Below are 17,151 nucleotides of genomic sequence, written 5' to 3'. Positions count from 1 at the left end.
AAAAAGATGCTTTTTATTCTTTTTATTCTTTATCTGCTTTCCTTCTAAACTAGAGAATTTTCCTCACTACTTTTCCTTTACCCTCTTCATATCTCTGGTTTTCCCCCAGGCAAGAATAAAAAAAGGCCCTGACCGCTTCTATCCACGGTTCGGGCCTCTCTTCCATCTCAAAAGATGCTTTTTATTCTTTTTATGCTTTTTATTCTTGATCTGCTTTCCCAAGCTCATATGCTTCGTTCATAACTTTCATCAATAACTCTAATACTGGTTGAGCTTTCTCCATATCAAGCGCAATTCCATTATCATCTAAAATGGCCTTTGCTTCTGGTAAATGCTTCATTGCGATTTGTAAAAATTGCATGCTTTTCTCATTCATATTATGTTCTTCCTCTCCATTAAAACTTTCACATACATAGTGTAACACGCTCGCTATCCTTCGTATAACTCTTTATATTTTTTCATATGTGCCAATTGTTTATTTAAACCGTATTCTAACGGAGTATTTCTTTTTATCGAAATAACCTCTACAGTTCCATCTCTTTCTTCCACATTCTCTTTCTTCACTTTATCCTCTGCACGTAAAAGGTTCATACCTTTTTTCCATAATGATTTTTTACCACTAAGTAAATTATATATACCGAGATGCTCCTCGTTCATTCCATTTTCCCATAAGTATTCACATACATCTTCAACGTACAGTAGATCACTGGCGTTTTCCTCACTCGTATAATGGCACTCTTTCTCACCCAGTTCTGATAAAATGAGCTGATGATACATCATAAAAGATGGTTGCCATGGCCCATATAATGTAGGAACTCGAAATACACTATATTGTACCTCTCCTTTTTTCAATCCTTCTTCCACTTTCGCAAATAGACGTTTATTTTCGGACTCATCTACGTTTCCTACTTCAATAGAAGAAATTAGATTTAACTTCACTTTATGTTCTTCACACAGTCTTATCATTCGCTTTAAATACTGTAATATAACTCTTTCATTTCGAAAGCCACTTTGTTGGTTAGGCTCATACAGACAAAAGTAAACGGCATCAAATTTCTCTTCCTCTACGGATCTCCATCCGTCTTCATCTCTTATCGAATAATACGTAAATAACGCATTTCGCCCAATTAACAATAACTTCTCTTCATTAATTTTTGTCATATTATCGAATTCATCAAAATCAAGACCATATACTTCTACTTCTTCTGCAATCATTTTATTCACAAGGTGATAACCTACAAACGTAAGTGCACCTATAATTAGCACGCGTTCCATACCACCAACCCTTTCTCCTTGAAACAAATAGCTCCTCATTTATGTATATGGGAGCTTCACAATTCTTCTTCATATTTTTTAAAGAAATCAGTCGTTTGCCTAACCATTTTATATTTCACATCTTGCAGATGGAATAAGACAGAAGTATCGCATTGGTTCAATTGCCTCATTTTCTCGTATTTACGTAGCAGCTGTTTTCTTCCTCTTTTTTCTTGTGTTGATACAAAAATTTTAACAGGTACACAAGACGGAAGAAGCGTAAATGATTTCTTATTTATTTTCGCTTCTAATTCTTCTTCTTTAGCATCATACGCTAAACTTAATTCCTTCAAGAGTCTCTTGTAAAAAAATTTATGCTCTTTCTCAAACTCCACATATTCTGGTAAATCTAAACACGGATTTAACATAATGACAGAACGTATACATTCAGGGTATTTGTTCATCATTTCAAGCGCAACAAGTGCCCCCATACCATCTGCCATAATGTGCATTTTCGCATTCAATGTCTCTTTTCTCAGAACAACGTCATATAGGCGTTTTGCTAGACGAACAGATTGATCGTTTCCCCAATGTCTTCCGTATAAATTAGAAGAAAAGACCGTATAGCCTTCCTCAATAAGGCCATGTAAAAAATAAGATCTACCCGCATGCTGTGTCCATAAACTTGTACCATTCTCAATAAAGTAGTTGTAATCACCTAGAAGCATGACAGAAAATCCATTTGGCTTCTCCGGTAAATAAATGACACATGGTTCTTTTTCTAAGTAAAAAAAACGTTCCGTAATACTCATTTTTCCCCCGCCTTATTTTCTAAACGTATAAAAGTACTCTTTTATAATGTATGAACGGAATGCAAATTTGCGTTGAAAAATCTACAAATATTTTTCTATATTCTTTTTTCAATTGTGTTACAATAAGGACAGATTGAACGAATAGAGGTGTAAAATATGCGTTTCATTTGGGCATTAATTTGGTCGTTCTTGCTTGTACATATGATGAGCTACGTAATCGGCTCTATGACTGGCGGTACATACGATTTTAACCAAGCGTCTATTTTCTCAGTTGTTCTTGCGGTATTAGTACTAGCAATTTCAGCTGCAATTCCAAACGAGCCAGTAGAACAACACTAAAAAAAGAGTCCGGATTTTATCCGAACTCTTTTTTGTTTTACTTCACATGAACGACTAATTCGTTATTTTCTACATCAACAACTACGTGACTGTTATCAGTAATCGTTCCTGCAATTAATTCTCTCGCTAATTTCGTCTCAACTTGACGCTGTACATATCGTTTTAACGGACGAGCTCCGTACATTGGATCGAAGCCAGCTTCGACAACAAACTCTTTCGCTGCGTCTGTTAATTCTACCGTAATATGACGGTCAGCTAAACGGCCTTGTAATTCTTTTACAATTTTATCAACAATACCTTTAATTTCATTCGTTGTAAGAGGTTTGAATAAAATAATTTCGTCGACACGGTTTAAAAACTCTGGTCGGAAATGACCTCTTAATTGTCCCATTACAAGTTCTCTTGATTCTTCTTTAATGGAGCCATCTTCTCCTAATCCATCTAATAAATGAGCAGATCCAATATTTGAAGTCATAATAATAACCGTGTTTTTAAAGTCTACTGTACGTCCTTGCGAATCTGTAATACGACCGTCATCTAACATTTGTAATAAAATGTTGAATACTTCTGGATGTGCTTTTTCGATTTCGTCTAATAAAATAACGGAATACGGTTTACGTCTTACCGCTTCTGTTAATTGACCGCCCTCTTCATATCCAACATATCCAGGAGGCGCACCAATTAAGCGTGACACAGCGTGTTTCTCCATATACTCAGACATATCAATACGAATCATTTGTTCTTCACTATCGAATAATGACTGCGCTAACGTTTTTGCAAGTTCTGTTTTACCAACACCAGTAGGTCCTAAGAAAATGAAGGAACCAATCGGACGGTTCGGGTCTTTAATACCTGCGCGCGCACGAAGAACTGCGTCTGATACTAAGCTTACTGCTTCCTCTTGTCCGATGACACGCTCTGATAAAATTTGCTCTAAACGTAGTAATTTCTCGCGTTCACCTTCAACGAGTTTTGCAACAGGAATACCAGTCCAGCGCGAAACAATATCAGCAATCTCTTCTTCACTTACTTCCTCACGTAATAAACGATTTTCTTGTTTATTATGTGCGCCCATTTCTTCTGCTTCTTTTAACTCTTTTTCAATTGCAGGAATTTTTCCGTGGCGAAGTTCCGCTGCTTTATTTAGATCGTAATTCCCTTCTGCTTCTTCTAATTCACGGCGCAGACGCTCTAAATGTTCACGTAAGTCACGCACTTTGTGAATATCTTCTTTTTCTTTCTCCCATTTCGCTCTCATACCACTTGCAACTTCTTTTAAATCCGATAATTCACGTTGCAACGTTTTTAGACGTTCTTGGCTACCAAAGTCCTTTTCTTTTCCAAGAGCCGCTTCTTCAATTTCCAGCTGCATAATGCGGCGCGTTACTTCATCTAATTCTGTCGGCATAGAATCGATTTCTGTACGAATTGTTGCACAAGCTTCATCGACAAGATCAATTGCTTTATCCGGTAAGAAACGGTCCGAAATATATCGATCTGATAAAACTGATGCTGCTACAATCGCGCGGTCATGAATATTTACACCATGATAAATTTCAAAACGCTCTTTTAAGCCACGTAAAATGGAAATTGTATCTTCAACAGTTGGTTCTTCTGCTAATACTTGTTGGAAACGTCTTTCTAGCGCTGGATCTTTCTCAATATATTTACGATATTCATCTAACGTCGTCGCCCCGATACAATGCAGTTCACCACGCGCAAGCATCGGTTTTAACATATTTCCTGCATCCATTGCGCCTTCTGTTTTACCAGCGCCGACGATTGTGTGAAGTTCATCAATGAATAGTAAAATACGACCTTCACTCTTTTTAATTTCATTTAATACAGCTTGGAGACGCTCTTCAAATTCACCGCGGAATTTCGCTCCAGCTACAAGCGCACTCATATCTAATGCAAAGATTGTTCTATCTTTTAATCCTTCAGGTACATCCTTTTTCACAATACGCTGTGCTAACCCTTCAACAATTGCTGTTTTACCAACACCTGGTTCACCAATTAAAACTGGGTTGTTTTTCGTTTTACGTGAAAGAATGCGGATTACGCGGCGAATTTCACTATCGCGGCCGATAACAGGGTCAATTTTCCCCGCTCTTACTTCCGCCACTAAATCACGACCATATTTTTCTAACGCTTCATAAGTTGCTTCTGGATTTTGACTAGTCACTCTTTGATTCCCCCGAACTGTCATTAAAGACTGTAATAAGTTATCTTTCGTAATATGAAATCTTGTAAATAATTGGTTTATATCGCCTTTTTCTTCAGTAAAAGCAAGTAATACATGTTCAACTGAAATGTAATCATCTTGCAATTTCTCTGCTTCTTTTCCTGCTCTTACAAGCAGTTGTTGCAAAGCACCTGTTATATATAATTTACCTGCTTCTGCACCGCTCCCCGTTACGGAAGGCTTTTTCTTAATTAAATTTTCGGCGCCTTCTTTTAATGCTTCTATATCGACGTTCATTTTTTGAAAAATACGTACTGCTAACCCATCTTGCTCTTCTAATAATGTAAACAAGAGATGAACAGTATCTACTTCTTGATGATGATGAGATACCGCTAAAGATTGAGCACTCATAATCGCCTCTTGTGTTTTTGTTGTCATTTGATTTAAGTCCATCTTTACAGTCCTCCAAATGTTTGACTTTCTTTGACCTTTGATTTGATTATACGCCAACTGACTTTTTTATACAATAATTTTGATTATGTATTTTCAAACTTATTATTTGAAAAAGAAAAAGGGAAAATTCATTATGCTACTTAAAAAAGTACGGTAAATGAAATTATAATTTATGACGACAAAAAAGCCGCAATAACGATTGCGGCTTCTGTTACGGTTTTCTTTTATACGTCCACTGACGGTTATGATTTGTGTTATCTGGAAACTTTTCACCAGCAGTTAGTTTTACCATTTGCGGATCTTTCACCATACTTCCCGTTTCACCAATTTCTACGTAAATGCCATCATTCGGCGCTTTTTGTCCAGAACGAAACCTACGATTTTGTCCCATTTCCATTCTCCTTCCATGACGTCTTTGCCTCATTAGTATATCCATTTTAAAAGAAAGCTTGTCTGTCATGTTTAGGAAACAAGTACTACATTTCATTCTTGTACATATACATGAATGACACAAGCTTAAAGCAGGGATTTCTTCCCTATTTGTAGAAAAAAAAGAAACCAACCTACTATAGGCCAGTTTCAAAGGAGAGTCAAACATATACGAGAAGATTACATGTTCATTATAAGCCTCATCCTACGAACAATGTAACCCTTTTCACAATTTGTCCATAATGAAAGAAACATTGTTTGAACTTTCTAAAAAGATGTTGACTTTTCTTAATTTCCAGCGAGAAATAGTAGACACCGCAACACTTTGCGACGTAAGATGGATATATAGTGAAGTTTCCATCTTTGGTGGTCTCATCCAGCTTAACCTCTTATTTCTGCATATTAAAACGGAAATACAGATCGAAACAAAAATAAATTATTATAAGAGGTGAAATTATGAACAAACAGCATTTAATCGCACTAGACTTAGACGGCACTTTATTAACAGACAACAAAATAATTTCCACTCGAACGAAACATACAATTGCAAAAGCAAAGGAACAAGGACATATTGTTGTTATTTCAACAGGACGTCCATTCCGCGCTAGTTATGATTACTATAAAGAACTCGGTTTAAATACACCAATCGTAAACTTTAATGGCGCATACGTACATCATCCGCTTGATTCAAAGTGGGGCACACATCACTCTCCTCTTGAGCTAGCAACAGCGCAAGAAATTGTCCGAGCTTGCTTTGATTTTGGCGTAAAAAATATATACGCTGAAGTAATGGACGATGTGTATGTTCGTGAAATTGATGAAGATAAAAAACATATTTTCGAATTCGGTTCTCCAAACATTTTTACAGGAGACTTATTAAATATTTTAAACGATCATCCAACTTGCTTATTAATTGACGCACATGACGAGCATTCTACTGCAATTCGTCAACATTTAACTGATATGCATGCCGAAGTAATCGACCATAGAAAATGGGGTGCACCTTGGCCGATTATTGAAATCGTAAAAAGCGGATTAAATAAAGCTGTCGGATTACAAAAAATTTCTAGTCATTATAACATTCCACAAGAACGAATTATCGCTTTCGGTGACGAGGATAACGACTTTGAAATGATTGAATTTGCTGGTCACGGCATCGCAATGGGAAATGCCATCCCTGAATTAAAATCACTCGCAAACCATACGACGTTAACGAACGAAGAAGATGGTATTGCTCTATATTTAGAAGAGGTTCTTGGATTGTAATCTAAAAATTCCCTGCTTATAGTTTCTCGCCAAACGCTCATACTATCATTAGACGCATAAGTTAGCGCGTCGATTGTTTTCAGCTAAATAAAGGGGGTTTTTCGAATGGGTAAAAAGAACAAATCAAAACGTTTTATCCAACAAGGAGCCGATGCTGTTATGAAGCATGATGCAAGATTCCCGTACAGAGGTACATTAGCTGAGGCAGAAAAAGCGAGAAGTAACTCTTCTTTTGGAGGGGTCTAAATGGGGAACTTACTATTCCAACAAGCTAGAGATGCTGTTGCAAATGCCGTATCTTGTTCAAGCGGCGCCGAGCAACAAGATCTCGTATATAGAGCAAAAAACGCTTTGCACTCTGCTTACGCAAACTCTTCAACAGCTGAAAAAGTTCAGCTACGTGAAATGCAAGAGCAGTTGCAAAACATTACGAATGCACATTAAAAAAGAGGACCAGCTTTGGTCCTCTTTAATCTTTTCGAAACAATCCGAATACCCCAACTGTTTGCAGTACGTTTGTAAATGCACCTGGGTCCACTTGTTTAATAACCCTCTCCAATTCATACAGTTCGTAACGAGTAATAACAATCATTAACATTTCCTTATTTTCATTCGTATAAGCACCAGTTGCTGGTATAGTTGTAATCCCCCTCACTAAGCGTGAGTGAATCGCCTTTCGTACATCCGCCCCATTCTTCGTAACGATTAACGCCGTAATCTTCACATGACGCGTATGAATCGCATCGATGATTCGCGTTGAAACATACAAAGTCACCAAAGTATATAATGCTTTTTCCCATCCATACACATAACCAGCGGCGATAATAATCAGTGCATTAAAGAAGAAAAAATACGTACCGACAGGCTTGTCTTTAATCTTTGATAAAATCATGGCGATAATATCTAAACCACCTGTAGAAGCCCCCCACTTCAACGCAATCCCTACCCCAATTGCCGAAATAAGCCCGCCAAAAATCGCATTTAATATGATATCGTTCGAAACAGCCCGAACTGGGATAATTTCTAAAAATAAAGTCATAAATATAACGCAAAGAAAACTAAAGAAAGTAAAAGCCTTTCCAACCTTTTTCCACGCTAAAATAACGACAGGAATATTAAACAAACTAAACAATACTCCTGTTGATATATGAATGGATAAAAAATCACCTAATATTTGCGATAACAATTGAGACAATCCAGCAAAGCCACTCGCGTACACTTTCGCTGGTGTTAAAAATAAATTCATTCCAATCGCGTTTAACAAACCTGCGATGATTACAACGATTAACTTCTTTATAAGTTCGGCATAATTCAACTTCAAATCCATTTCCAATCCACCCTCATTATTCATGAATACACTGCTATACATAGTCTTTACGAAAAAGGAAATGATAAACGTACAACGTTTAGAAATGGAGTTGATACATATGCCACATACGAGTGATAACGACAAAAAGGCACGCGATAACAATGCAAAGCGTGCGCAAAAAAATGAGCAAGAACAAAAGAATATAGAGCAAGGTAAGCGTGCCTATTCTAAAAAGACCGATCACCTTTGATTCCATCGTACATCAACAATATTGTTGGTGTACTTTTTTTACAGTTTACAGGGAAAAAACATTAAAAATTCACTTCATGTTCACTTCTATATTCTACAATAGCGATAACATATTCGGATGAGGTGTTAGCATGAGAGGAAAACACATTTTCATTATTACTGCACTACTAAGTATATTAATGCTATCTGCTTGTGGACAAAAAAACGACTCAGATACAGTCGCTACAGCAACAGACTCAACCATTACGAAGAGCGACTTCGAAAAACAGTTGAAAGATCGTTACGGAAAAGACATGCTGTACGAAATGATGGCGCAAGACGTTATCACGAAAAAATATAAAGTATCTGACGATGATGTAGATAAAGAATTACAAAAAGCCAAAAATCAATACGGAGACCAATTTAAAAACGTATTGAAAAACAATGGTTTAAAAGATGAAGCTGATTTCAAAAATCAAATTAAGTTCAAACTTGCTATGAATGAAGCGATTAAGAAAAGTATTACAGAAAAAGACGTGAAAGACCACTATAAACCAGAAATTAAAGCAAGCCATATTTTAGTAAGTGACGAAAATGAAGCGAAAGAAATAAAGAAAAAATTAGATGCTGGTGCTTCATTTGAAGAACTAGCAAAACAAGAATCGCAAGACCTACTATCAAAAGAAAAAGGCGGAGACCTCGGATATTTCAATTCAGGTAGAATGGCACCTGAATTTGAAACTGCTGCCTATAAACTAAAGGTCGGACAAATTAGCAATCCCGTTACATCACCAAACGGTTATCATATTATTAAATTAACTGATAAAAAAGAATTAAAACCCTATGATGAAGTGAAAGACTCTATTCGCAAAAACTTAGAAGAAGAACGTATCTCTGACCCTATATTCGGCAAAAAACTATTGCAAGATGAATTGAAAAAAGCAAATATTAAAATAAATGATAGTGAGTTGAAAGATACGTTTACTCTTGTACATGAGCAAGGGAATTAAAAAAGCACCACCTTATAGGTAAAATATAAGGTGGTGCTTTTTATTTCCTTTATTTCTTAAAGTACGTCCAACCTTCTTCTTGGTAAACCTTTTCTTCTTTCATCAACTTACCAAGTGCACGCTTAAATGCAGCTTTACTCATATTGAAACGTTCTTTAATGTCTTCTGGATAGCTCTTATCCCAAAACGGCATTGCTCCGCCTCGTTCTTCCATATATGCATAAATCACTGCAGCATCATCTTCCATTCCTTCTTCTTTACGAGGAAGAAGGGAGATATTAATTGTACCGTCATCTTTTACATCAATAATTCGTCCCGTTACACGTTGACCGATGCGAACTTGCTCTTTTCTTTCTGTATGGTGTAAAAATGCACGGAAATGCTCATCTGTTAATACGAACGAACCAACTTGAAGTGAACGATACACACGTCCGTTTACGTTTTTATTACGCATAGATGGTGTCGCATCTACAACGATTTCTTGCATATCACTATCTCTTGCTGGAAGAGCAATTAAACGATCACGATTCGTTAATTTTAACGTACAATATAATTCGTCTCCAACTTCTGGCCATACTGGCATATAAATTGGGAATTCATCAGCTGGAATTAGTATATCTTTTGATACACCAATATCAACAAACACACCTAAACTCGGAATAACTTCTACAACCTTTACCCAGTTCCAATCATACGTTGTAATAATTGGCTCCTTCATTGTTGCTGAAATACGATTTTGGTGATCAAGGTATAAGAATACGTCAATCGTATCGCCTTCTTCAATTTCTCCAGCTACTTCATTTTTATGTAGGAAAATTTCTTCTTCTTCATTCCCAACCATATATCCGATTTCCGTTTCGCGTAAAACAGTTACCTGTTCAATCGATCCTATTTGTAAATACATATTTTTTTAATTCCCTTCTATATATATAAAATGAACTTTTTAACTTTTTATATTTTTATCATTCCAAACAAAAGTTAATTATAACACGATTTTCTCTTTATTTGTCCAACTGCCCAAAATTCACTATAATAAAATGAGGTTACATCATTATAAGTATGAAAACACTTAAGTCTAAGCTCGTTTTCAGCTATACTTTAGTATGTACAGTACATAAAAAGAGTAGAAATTTATTTGGAGGTGCTAACTATGGCAAAAGATAGTTCTTTTGACATCGTTTCGAAAGTAGAATTACCTGAAGTAACAAACGCAATTAACACTGCATTAAAAGAAATCCAAAACCGATATGACTTTAAAGGAAGTAAAAGTGATATTAAACTTGAGAAAGAAGTACTTGTTTTAACTTCTGACGATGAGTTCAAATTAGAGCAAGTAAAAGACGTTCTTATTTCTAAACTCGTAAAACGTAACGTTCCAATTAAGAACTTAGATTACGGAAAAGTTGAAGCGGCGGCTGGTAACACTGTTCGCCAACGCGCAACACTTCAACAAGGTATCGATAAAGATAACGCAAAAAAAATTAACAATATCATTAAAGAAATGAAATTAAAAGTAAAAACACAAGTACAAGATGATCAAGTACGTGTTACAGCGAAAAGCCGTGATGACTTACAAGCAGTTATCGCAGCAGTTCGTAGCGCTGACTTACCGATTGACGTACAATTTATTAACTACCGCTAAAAAGAAAAACATCCTCTATGTAGAGGATGTTTTTCTTTTTAGCGGGTAAAAGTCTAAGCTTACGGGCAATCGGATAAATTTTATGCATAAATGAAGAAGACCCTTTTAAAAATCGGAACAAAAACCTCCTTCCCCAATCAAATGTAACAAATTATGAGTATATGAATATTTTCCACCCTTTCCTGTAATGTAAAATTAGTAAGGAATTTATTTTATGAAAAATGTTAATTAAAAAGAGTTAGAAGTGGTTATTTGAAGAAATTAATACTATGTTTTTTATTAACTACATTCTGTCTATATATTGCAGGGTGTTCTAATAATATAACTACACCTGGGGATACATCTAAAACTTCAACACCTGCGAATTGTAAATACATCAACAAAGCTTGGTATAAGAAACCTACGAACTGTAATAATCGATGATATAAGTCATAAAAAAGACACCATAAGGTGCTTTTTTTATAGAGAATAATAAGATGTTCATCAGAAATTATGAGTGATTTTTTTATTTTGTTGTTCAAAATATTTTTCTTTAACTATTTTTATCAGATCTTCTTTTTCTGTTAGTTCAAAGATAAATAATGCTTTTTTCATATTATCAGCTACATCTTCTTCATTACATTGTTTCAGCTTTAGCATGTTCCAAGCTTTCCCATAGTATAATTCGCCTAATAAATATAAAGTATTTAGATTAATAGCTAATTTAATACCCATATCATTGTATTTTATTGCCTCTTCATGTTGATTTGCATGACCTAACATTTTCCCTAAATTAAAAATGATTTTTAATTTAACCTCTTTATCTCTAGGGAAATCTAACTTATTAAAATTAGTTAAACATCTTCTTAATATAGTAATACTCTTTTCATATTCTTTATTTGCCCAATGAAATATAGCCATCGACTGCATAATATCTATTTCTCTTTCCGATAAAAAATCACCATTCGTTACAGTTAGTTTTAGTGCATTATTTAAAAGATTTAAAGCAGTTTTTATTGATTTATTCACATAAAATATAGCAATCGCTTCATGCCATATTAGAAATTGTTTATCTTCTTTTAACTGGAAATTATTTTCGGTTTTCTCTTGTTTCACTATTTCATAAAGTTCATTATATTGTTTTTGTTTTGTACAATCTCTCATTACACATTTTACATTTTCTACATATTTTAGTTTTTTGTTTTGAGTTAGTGCGAAAATATGATTTGGATCAATACCAAGTCTTTCAGATAATTGATATAACAATACGCTAGATGGATAAATCATACCTTTTTCTATTTTGCTAATTTGACTTTGCGAACATATTCCATGACACAATTCAGATTGTGATATATTCTTTTTCATTCTAAGTTCTTTAATGGTAATACCCAAATCGTAAAATTCCATTTTTCCTCCTCAAATATAGCCCTCAATGAGTAACAAAATACTTTTTACCCTTTAATGTAATGTAAAATTAGTATATTTTCAATTATTGTTGCTTCTATCGATTTTTTTACCTCTTTGTTCAGTTGCATTTCGAGGTGAGAGTCTTACTTCAAAGAAAAACAGACTAGAGAGAAAGTTTTCTCCTTAGCCTGTCCCACCAAACAAATTTCCCATCGTCACTGTTATCCCCAAAATACAGAATTACGAATACGATAAGAAGACTTAAACATCTCACCTCATCACGCACTTTTAATTGAACACAAAAGAGAATATCCCCTTATTTCCGCCTCTTTTTAACCACAATTAAAAAAGCAATAAACAATACGTTCACACCGACGATTAAAGAAATAAATAGCCAATTCACACCTGTTTCCCCGTTAACTTTATACACATTCGATTCCTCACGCTTTAAAACGAGATAAAATTTTCCGTTTTCTTCTCTTATAATTTCATCTTCTAACAATCCCCTTAGCTCTTGTTTTTCACCAATCGCACTTGCAGGTAAAGCAACTTTTTGTGTTTCTTTCGTATTATTAATCGCTACTACTGTCACTTCATCTTTATACTTTCTCTTTAGTACACTCATTCCATCTTTATCGTATAGAAGCTCAAACGTACCGCGGCGTAAAGATGGCCTCGCTTGTCTAAGCTCACCGAGTTTCGTTATGTGTTGCATAAACTTTTCATCTGATTTGAAGTCCATTAATCGTCTATTATCTGGCGTACCTCCTCCATCCAATGCAATTTCAGTTCCGTAATAAAAATTCGGAATACCTGGTGTTGTTAATAAATATGTAAGAGCTAGTTTCAAACGAGATGGTGGATAATTCATATTCTCTTTTGCAATACGAGCAAATCTTTTTGTATCTTGATTATCTAAAAATGTAGCGGCTGCTCCGTCTTTTTTACTTACATCATATAAAGGTTTCACCGATACATCCGCTTTGGAAAACGCATCTACTATTTTTTCGTTGTATTCACTATCTTCTTTTGTCATAACTCGAAAATCTTTCTTTATCACTTGCATATCTTTTTGCACATCATCCCAAAAAGCAGGCGACTTTTTTTCACTATGTATTACATAACTTGCATCTAAATCAACTTCTTTGATCCACCATTTCATCGAGTCGATTACTTGTTGTTCGTTTTCTCCAAGCGGAAATTGAAATACAACTTTCATTCCTTTTGCATGAGCTTCTTGCACAAGTTCTTTCACATCATTTTCCGTTCCGAAATGTTCATTTACCTTCTGAAAATTGCGCACGTCTAACCCATCGTATTTTACACTTTCAAAAAGCGGCGAAAGCATAACAGTAGTAAATCCCATTTTTTTTATGTAATCCAGTCTTTTTATAATACCTCTTATATCTCCGCCCTGATATCCTTCTAAATTGTCAACTTCTAACTGTTTGTCATTTTTCGGTTCCCCATTATTAAAACGATCAATCATAATGGAATATATAACTTCGTCTCGCCACTCTCTTTTTTCGTCTGCAAATGTATGTATTGGTACAAACAAAACGACAGCTAAACAAAAACAAATGAATAGTTTCCTAGTATATATTTTCCCCACACGCATCCCCCATGTATTTTAATTGTAAGAATATTATACCAATTATCCAAACGAATCGCATACGTTGATTTCATTCTTATCAAATTAATACATGTTAGGTTTTCTAACATTACATATAAAACTTTCTGAATTTTTAGTTGATTTTTCTTTTTATTTCGAATATGATATGAAACATAACAAATTGATGTTATTTTTTCTAACATTATAGGAGGAGAGAGAATGAATACAGGAGATACAGTTTTTATGTTTGTAGCGACAGTAATGGTCATGTTAATGACACCAGGATTAGCACTTTTTTATGGAGGTATGGTTCGCAGTAAAAACGTACTCAGTACGACAATGCATAGTTATAGCGCAATGGCTATCGTTTCGATTCAATGGATTGTAATTGGTTATTCTTTATCATTCGGACCAGATTGGCACGGACTTATCGGCACATTCGATTGGTTCGGTTTAAACGGAGTTAGCTACGCACCAAATCCAGACTACTCATCTACTATTCCTCACAATTTATTTATGATGTTTCAACTCATGTTTGCTATTCTAACCCCCGCTCTAATTTCAGGAGCATTTGCCGAAAGAATGCGATTTTCAGCTTTCCTTATTTTCATCCTTCTATGGACAACAATCGTTTACAATCCTGTCGCTCATTGGGTATGGGGCGTTGGCGGTTGGCTAAGAGAACTTGGCGCATTAGACTTCGCTGGCGGTAACGTCGTTCATATTACATCTGGCGTTGCTGGCCTTGTATTAGCTATTTTCCTGGGGAAACGAAAAAATATAAGTGGCACTTCTCCTCATCATTTACCATTCACAATGTTAGGCGCCGGCCTACTATGGTTCGGCTGGTTCGGTTTTAACGTCGGAAGTGCATTATCTTTAAATGATGTAGCTTTAACCGCATTTATTAATACAAATATAGCCGCTGCTGCCTCCGCATTAACTTGGATGCTTTCAGAATGGTTCTTCCAATCAAAGCCGACTGCGATGGGAGCTGCTTGCGGCGTTGTTTCCGGTTTAGTCGCTATTACACCAGCTTGCGGGTTCGTTACACCTTTCTCAGCTCTTCTTATCGGAGCAATTGGCGGCGTATTATGCTTCGGAGCAGTCTTTTTCTTAAAAACAAAATTCGGATACGACGATACACTCGATGCATTTGGATGTCACGGCATCGGCGGAACTTGGGGCGGCATTGCGACAGGACTATTTGCAACTACCACCGTAAACAGTGATGGCGCTAACGGATTATTTTACGGAAACGCCGCGTTACTATCGAAACAACTTGTAGCAATCGGCGCAACATATGCATTCACAATTATAATGACGTACGCGATTATTAAAGCGATTAACTTCTTCCTCCCTGTCCGGGTAGATGAGCACGAGGAACATATGGGACTTGATATTTCAATGCATGGGGAGAAAGCTTATGAATATACTGAGCGAGTGAACTAAAAAAAGAGATGCAATCTATTGATAGTAGATTGCATCTCTTTTTATTAGACTTGCCGGCAGCATACCCTGAGCGGTATTAATATAAATATATCAGCGATTCTTCGGATATATCGACGATTTTTCAAATATATCAGCGATTATTTCAATATATCGACGTTTCGACACGATATATCGATTTACCAACAAATTCCGACATAACGAAACTGAAGAATACCCGCGTGTAACTTTACATAAACAAAAAAGACGACCGTTTCATAACAGTCGTCTTTTCCAATTTATTTCGGAGCATTTCCTACATATTGCGTAATATCAACGTTTAATGCTTGCGCTAAACGCATACCGTACTCTTGATCTGCACGGAAGAAGTTACATACAGCTAGTAATTTCGTACGTTCATTTACGTCTTTTAAGTCATTTGTTAAGTTTGCAATTAAGTTGTCTTGCTCTTCTTTAGAGAATGAACGGTAACGCTCACCTGCTTGTTTGAAATCATTTGGTTTGTCAATTTTTTCACGAGATACGTAGCCTTCTACTTTCATAGTTGAATCGCGGTAAGCTGGGTCTTCAACTGGATTTTCAGCATGACGGCTCGGTTCGTAGTTAATTGTAGATGGGTTTTGACCCACTTGCATCGCACCATCACGTTGTTGGTTATGAACAGCTGCGTATGGGCAGTTTACAGGAATTTGTAAGTAGTTTGCACCAAGGCGGTAACGCTGTGTATCTGGATAAGAGAATAAACGACCTTGTAATAATTTATCTTCAGATGGTTCAATACCATTTACAGTTGCACTTGGAGAGAACGCCACTTGTTCTACTTCAGCAAAGAAGTTTTTCGGGTTACGATTTAACGTCATTGTTCCTACTTCCATTAATGGGAAGCGATCTTCTGGCCATACTTTCGTCGGATCTAACGGATCAAAATCTAAAGAATCCGTTTCTTCTAGTTGCATCACTTGTACGTGTAAATCCCACTTCGGATAATTTCCTTTTTCGATTGCATCGAATAAGTCACGAGTTGCATGGTTAAAGTCTTTTCCTTGTACTTCTTGCACTTCTTTTGCACTTAAGTTACGTACACCTTGCTGTGGTTTCCAGTGATATTTAATGTAGACGATTTTACCTTCTGCATTAATCCATTTGAATGAATGTACACCGAAACCTTCCATTTCACGATAGCTTGCTGGTGTACCGTAATCAGAAAATACCCATGTCATCATATGTGTAGATTCTGGACTTAACGTCATGAAATCCCAGTAACGATCTGGTGTTTGAATATTTGTATCAGGTGCTGGTTTTAAAGAATGCACCATATCAGGGAATTTAATTGCATCACGAATGAAGAAGACTGGTAAATGGTTACCTACAATATCGTAATTTCCTTCTTCTGTATAAAATTTAACAGCGAAACCGCGTGGATCACGTGCTGTTTCAGGAGAACCTTGACCATGAATAACCGTTGAAAAACGAACAAACACAGGTGTTTCAGTTCCTTCATTTTGTAAAAATGCCGCTTTCGTATATTTCTTCATGCTGTTTTTCGTTACGAATACACCGTGAGCACCTGCACCACGTGCATGCACAACACGCTCTGGAATACGTTCACGATCAAAGTGAGCTAGTTTTTCTACTAAATGATAGTCTTCTAATAATACTGGTCCACGGCGACCAGCTGTACGAGAATTTTGGTTATCTCCGACCGGAGCACCTTGGTTTGTTGTTAAGCGATTATTTGGATTCATCTAGGGGGATCCTCCTCTTTCTTTCATAGTAA

At 36.0% G+C, this 17,151-nt stretch carries 18 protein-coding genes; 8 read left to right on the top strand and 10 right to left on the bottom strand.

Annotation, left to right across the window (positions count from 1 at the left end; translation table 11 throughout):
- Positions 1-199: 199 nt before the first annotated feature.
- From MR070_RS22730 to MR070_RS22720, 3 genes are read right to left on the bottom strand one after another with little or no spacing between them, the layout of a single operon-like run.
- Positions 200-376 (bottom strand): ComZ family protein, encoded by a 177-nt coding sequence (locus tag MR070_RS22730; protein ID WP_009879752.1) that lies wholly within the window; start codon positions 374-376, stop codon positions 200-202.
- 53 nt (positions 377-429) lie between these two features.
- Entirely contained in the window at positions 430-1,302 is an 873-nt protein-coding gene (locus MR070_RS22725) for an NAD-dependent epimerase/dehydratase family protein (RefSeq protein WP_000486160.1), read from the bottom strand.
- Between the two features lie 29 nt (positions 1,303-1,331).
- Positions 1,332-2,066, bottom strand: a complete 735-nt coding sequence (locus tag MR070_RS22720) for a lipase family protein (RefSeq protein ID WP_000028698.1) — start codon at positions 2,064-2,066, stop codon at positions 1,332-1,334.
- Positions 2,067-2,222: 156 nt separating this feature from the next.
- Here MR070_RS22720 and MR070_RS22715 point away from each other — a divergent pair, with 156 nt between their 5' ends.
- Positions 2,223-2,405 (top strand): YjzD family protein, encoded by a 183-nt coding sequence (locus MR070_RS22715; protein WP_001211116.1) that lies wholly within the window; start codon positions 2,223-2,225, stop codon positions 2,403-2,405.
- 37 nt (positions 2,406-2,442) lie between these two features.
- On the opposite strand, the gene clpB is transcribed toward MR070_RS22715, so the two are convergent.
- Both clpB and MR070_RS22705 read right to left on the bottom strand, forming a co-directional pair.
- Entirely contained in the window at positions 2,443-5,043 is a 2,601-nt protein-coding gene (clpB, locus tag MR070_RS22710; protein WP_044792713.1) for an ATP-dependent chaperone ClpB, read from the bottom strand.
- A 211-nt stretch (positions 5,044-5,254) separates the two neighbouring features.
- On the bottom strand, positions 5,255-5,434 hold the full coding sequence (locus tag MR070_RS22705) for a YjzC family protein (RefSeq protein WP_000531421.1): 180 nt from the start codon (positions 5,432-5,434) through the stop codon (positions 5,255-5,257).
- 494 nt (positions 5,435-5,928) lie between these two features.
- Here MR070_RS22705 and MR070_RS22700 point away from each other — a divergent pair, with 494 nt between their 5' ends.
- From MR070_RS22700 to MR070_RS22690, 3 genes are all read left to right on the top strand, one after another.
- A complete protein-coding gene (locus tag MR070_RS22700) occupies positions 5,929-6,738 on the top strand; it encodes a Cof-type HAD-IIB family hydrolase (RefSeq protein ID WP_001041237.1) in 810 nt (269 codons plus the stop codon).
- A gap of 105 nt (positions 6,739-6,843) precedes the next feature.
- The gene (locus tag MR070_RS22695; RefSeq protein ID WP_000516816.1) at positions 6,844-6,984 is read left to right on the top strand and encodes a hypothetical protein; all 141 of its coding nucleotides are present in this window, start codon (positions 6,844-6,846) and stop codon (positions 6,982-6,984) included.
- Positions 6,985-7,182 carry a DUF3813 domain-containing protein gene (locus tag MR070_RS22690; RefSeq protein WP_000527392.1) on the top strand — a complete coding sequence of 66 codons (198 nt, stop codon included), beginning with the start codon at positions 6,985-6,987 and terminating at the stop codon, positions 7,180-7,182. It begins immediately after the preceding gene.
- 25 nt (positions 7,183-7,207) lie between these two features.
- Here the strand turns inward: MR070_RS22690 and MR070_RS22685 are convergent, their stop codons facing one another.
- Entirely contained in the window at positions 7,208-8,065 is an 858-nt protein-coding gene (locus tag MR070_RS22685) for a YitT family protein (protein WP_000364426.1), read from the bottom strand.
- A 100-nt stretch (positions 8,066-8,165) separates the two neighbouring features.
- Here MR070_RS22685 and MR070_RS22680 point away from each other — a divergent pair, with 100 nt between their 5' ends.
- Entirely contained in the window at positions 8,166-8,297 is a 132-nt protein-coding gene (locus MR070_RS22680; protein WP_001120845.1) for a DUF3941 domain-containing protein, read from the top strand.
- A 130-nt stretch (positions 8,298-8,427) separates the two neighbouring features.
- A complete protein-coding gene (gene prsA, locus MR070_RS22675; protein WP_001214229.1) occupies positions 8,428-9,285 on the top strand; it encodes a peptidylprolyl isomerase PrsA in 858 nt (285 codons plus the stop codon).
- A 49-nt stretch (positions 9,286-9,334) separates the two neighbouring features.
- On the opposite strand, the gene MR070_RS22670 is transcribed toward prsA, so the two are convergent.
- A complete protein-coding gene (locus MR070_RS22670; RefSeq protein ID WP_000281266.1) occupies positions 9,335-10,189 on the bottom strand; it encodes a CvfB family protein in 855 nt (284 codons plus the stop codon).
- A 246-nt stretch (positions 10,190-10,435) separates the two neighbouring features.
- On the opposite strand from MR070_RS22670, the gene MR070_RS22665 reads away from it, so the two are divergent.
- Positions 10,436-10,927, top strand: a complete 492-nt coding sequence (locus MR070_RS22665) for a YajQ family cyclic di-GMP-binding protein (protein ID WP_001040153.1) — start codon at positions 10,436-10,438, stop codon at positions 10,925-10,927.
- 483 nt (positions 10,928-11,410) lie between these two features.
- On the opposite strand, the gene MR070_RS22660 is transcribed toward MR070_RS22665, so the two are convergent.
- Complete coding sequence (locus tag MR070_RS22660) at positions 11,411-12,313, bottom strand: helix-turn-helix domain-containing protein (RefSeq protein WP_000397905.1); 903 nt, start codon at positions 12,311-12,313, stop codon at positions 11,411-11,413.
- Positions 12,314-12,629: 316 nt separating this feature from the next.
- Positions 12,630-13,931, bottom strand: coding sequence for an alpha-amylase family glycosyl hydrolase (locus tag MR070_RS22655; protein WP_242262047.1), 1,302 nt, complete (start codon positions 13,929-13,931; stop codon positions 12,630-12,632).
- A 213-nt stretch (positions 13,932-14,144) separates the two neighbouring features.
- On the opposite strand from MR070_RS22655, the gene MR070_RS22650 reads away from it, so the two are divergent.
- The gene (locus tag MR070_RS22650) at positions 14,145-15,377 is read left to right on the top strand and encodes an ammonium transporter (protein ID WP_242262046.1); all 1,233 of its coding nucleotides are present in this window, start codon (positions 14,145-14,147) and stop codon (positions 15,375-15,377) included.
- A 275-nt stretch (positions 15,378-15,652) separates the two neighbouring features.
- On the opposite strand, the gene katB is transcribed toward MR070_RS22650, so the two are convergent.
- Positions 15,653-17,119, bottom strand: coding sequence for a catalase KatB (gene katB, locus MR070_RS22645; protein WP_242262045.1), 1,467 nt, complete (start codon positions 17,117-17,119; stop codon positions 15,653-15,655).
- Positions 17,120-17,151: the final 32 nt, after the last annotated feature.

The organism is Bacillus cereus group sp. BfR-BA-01453 (assembly GCF_022662915.1).
GTDB lineage: Bacteria > Bacillota > Bacilli > Bacillales > Bacillaceae_G > Bacillus_A > Bacillus_A paranthracis.
This window is presented reverse-complemented; position numbering and strand designations above follow the sequence as displayed.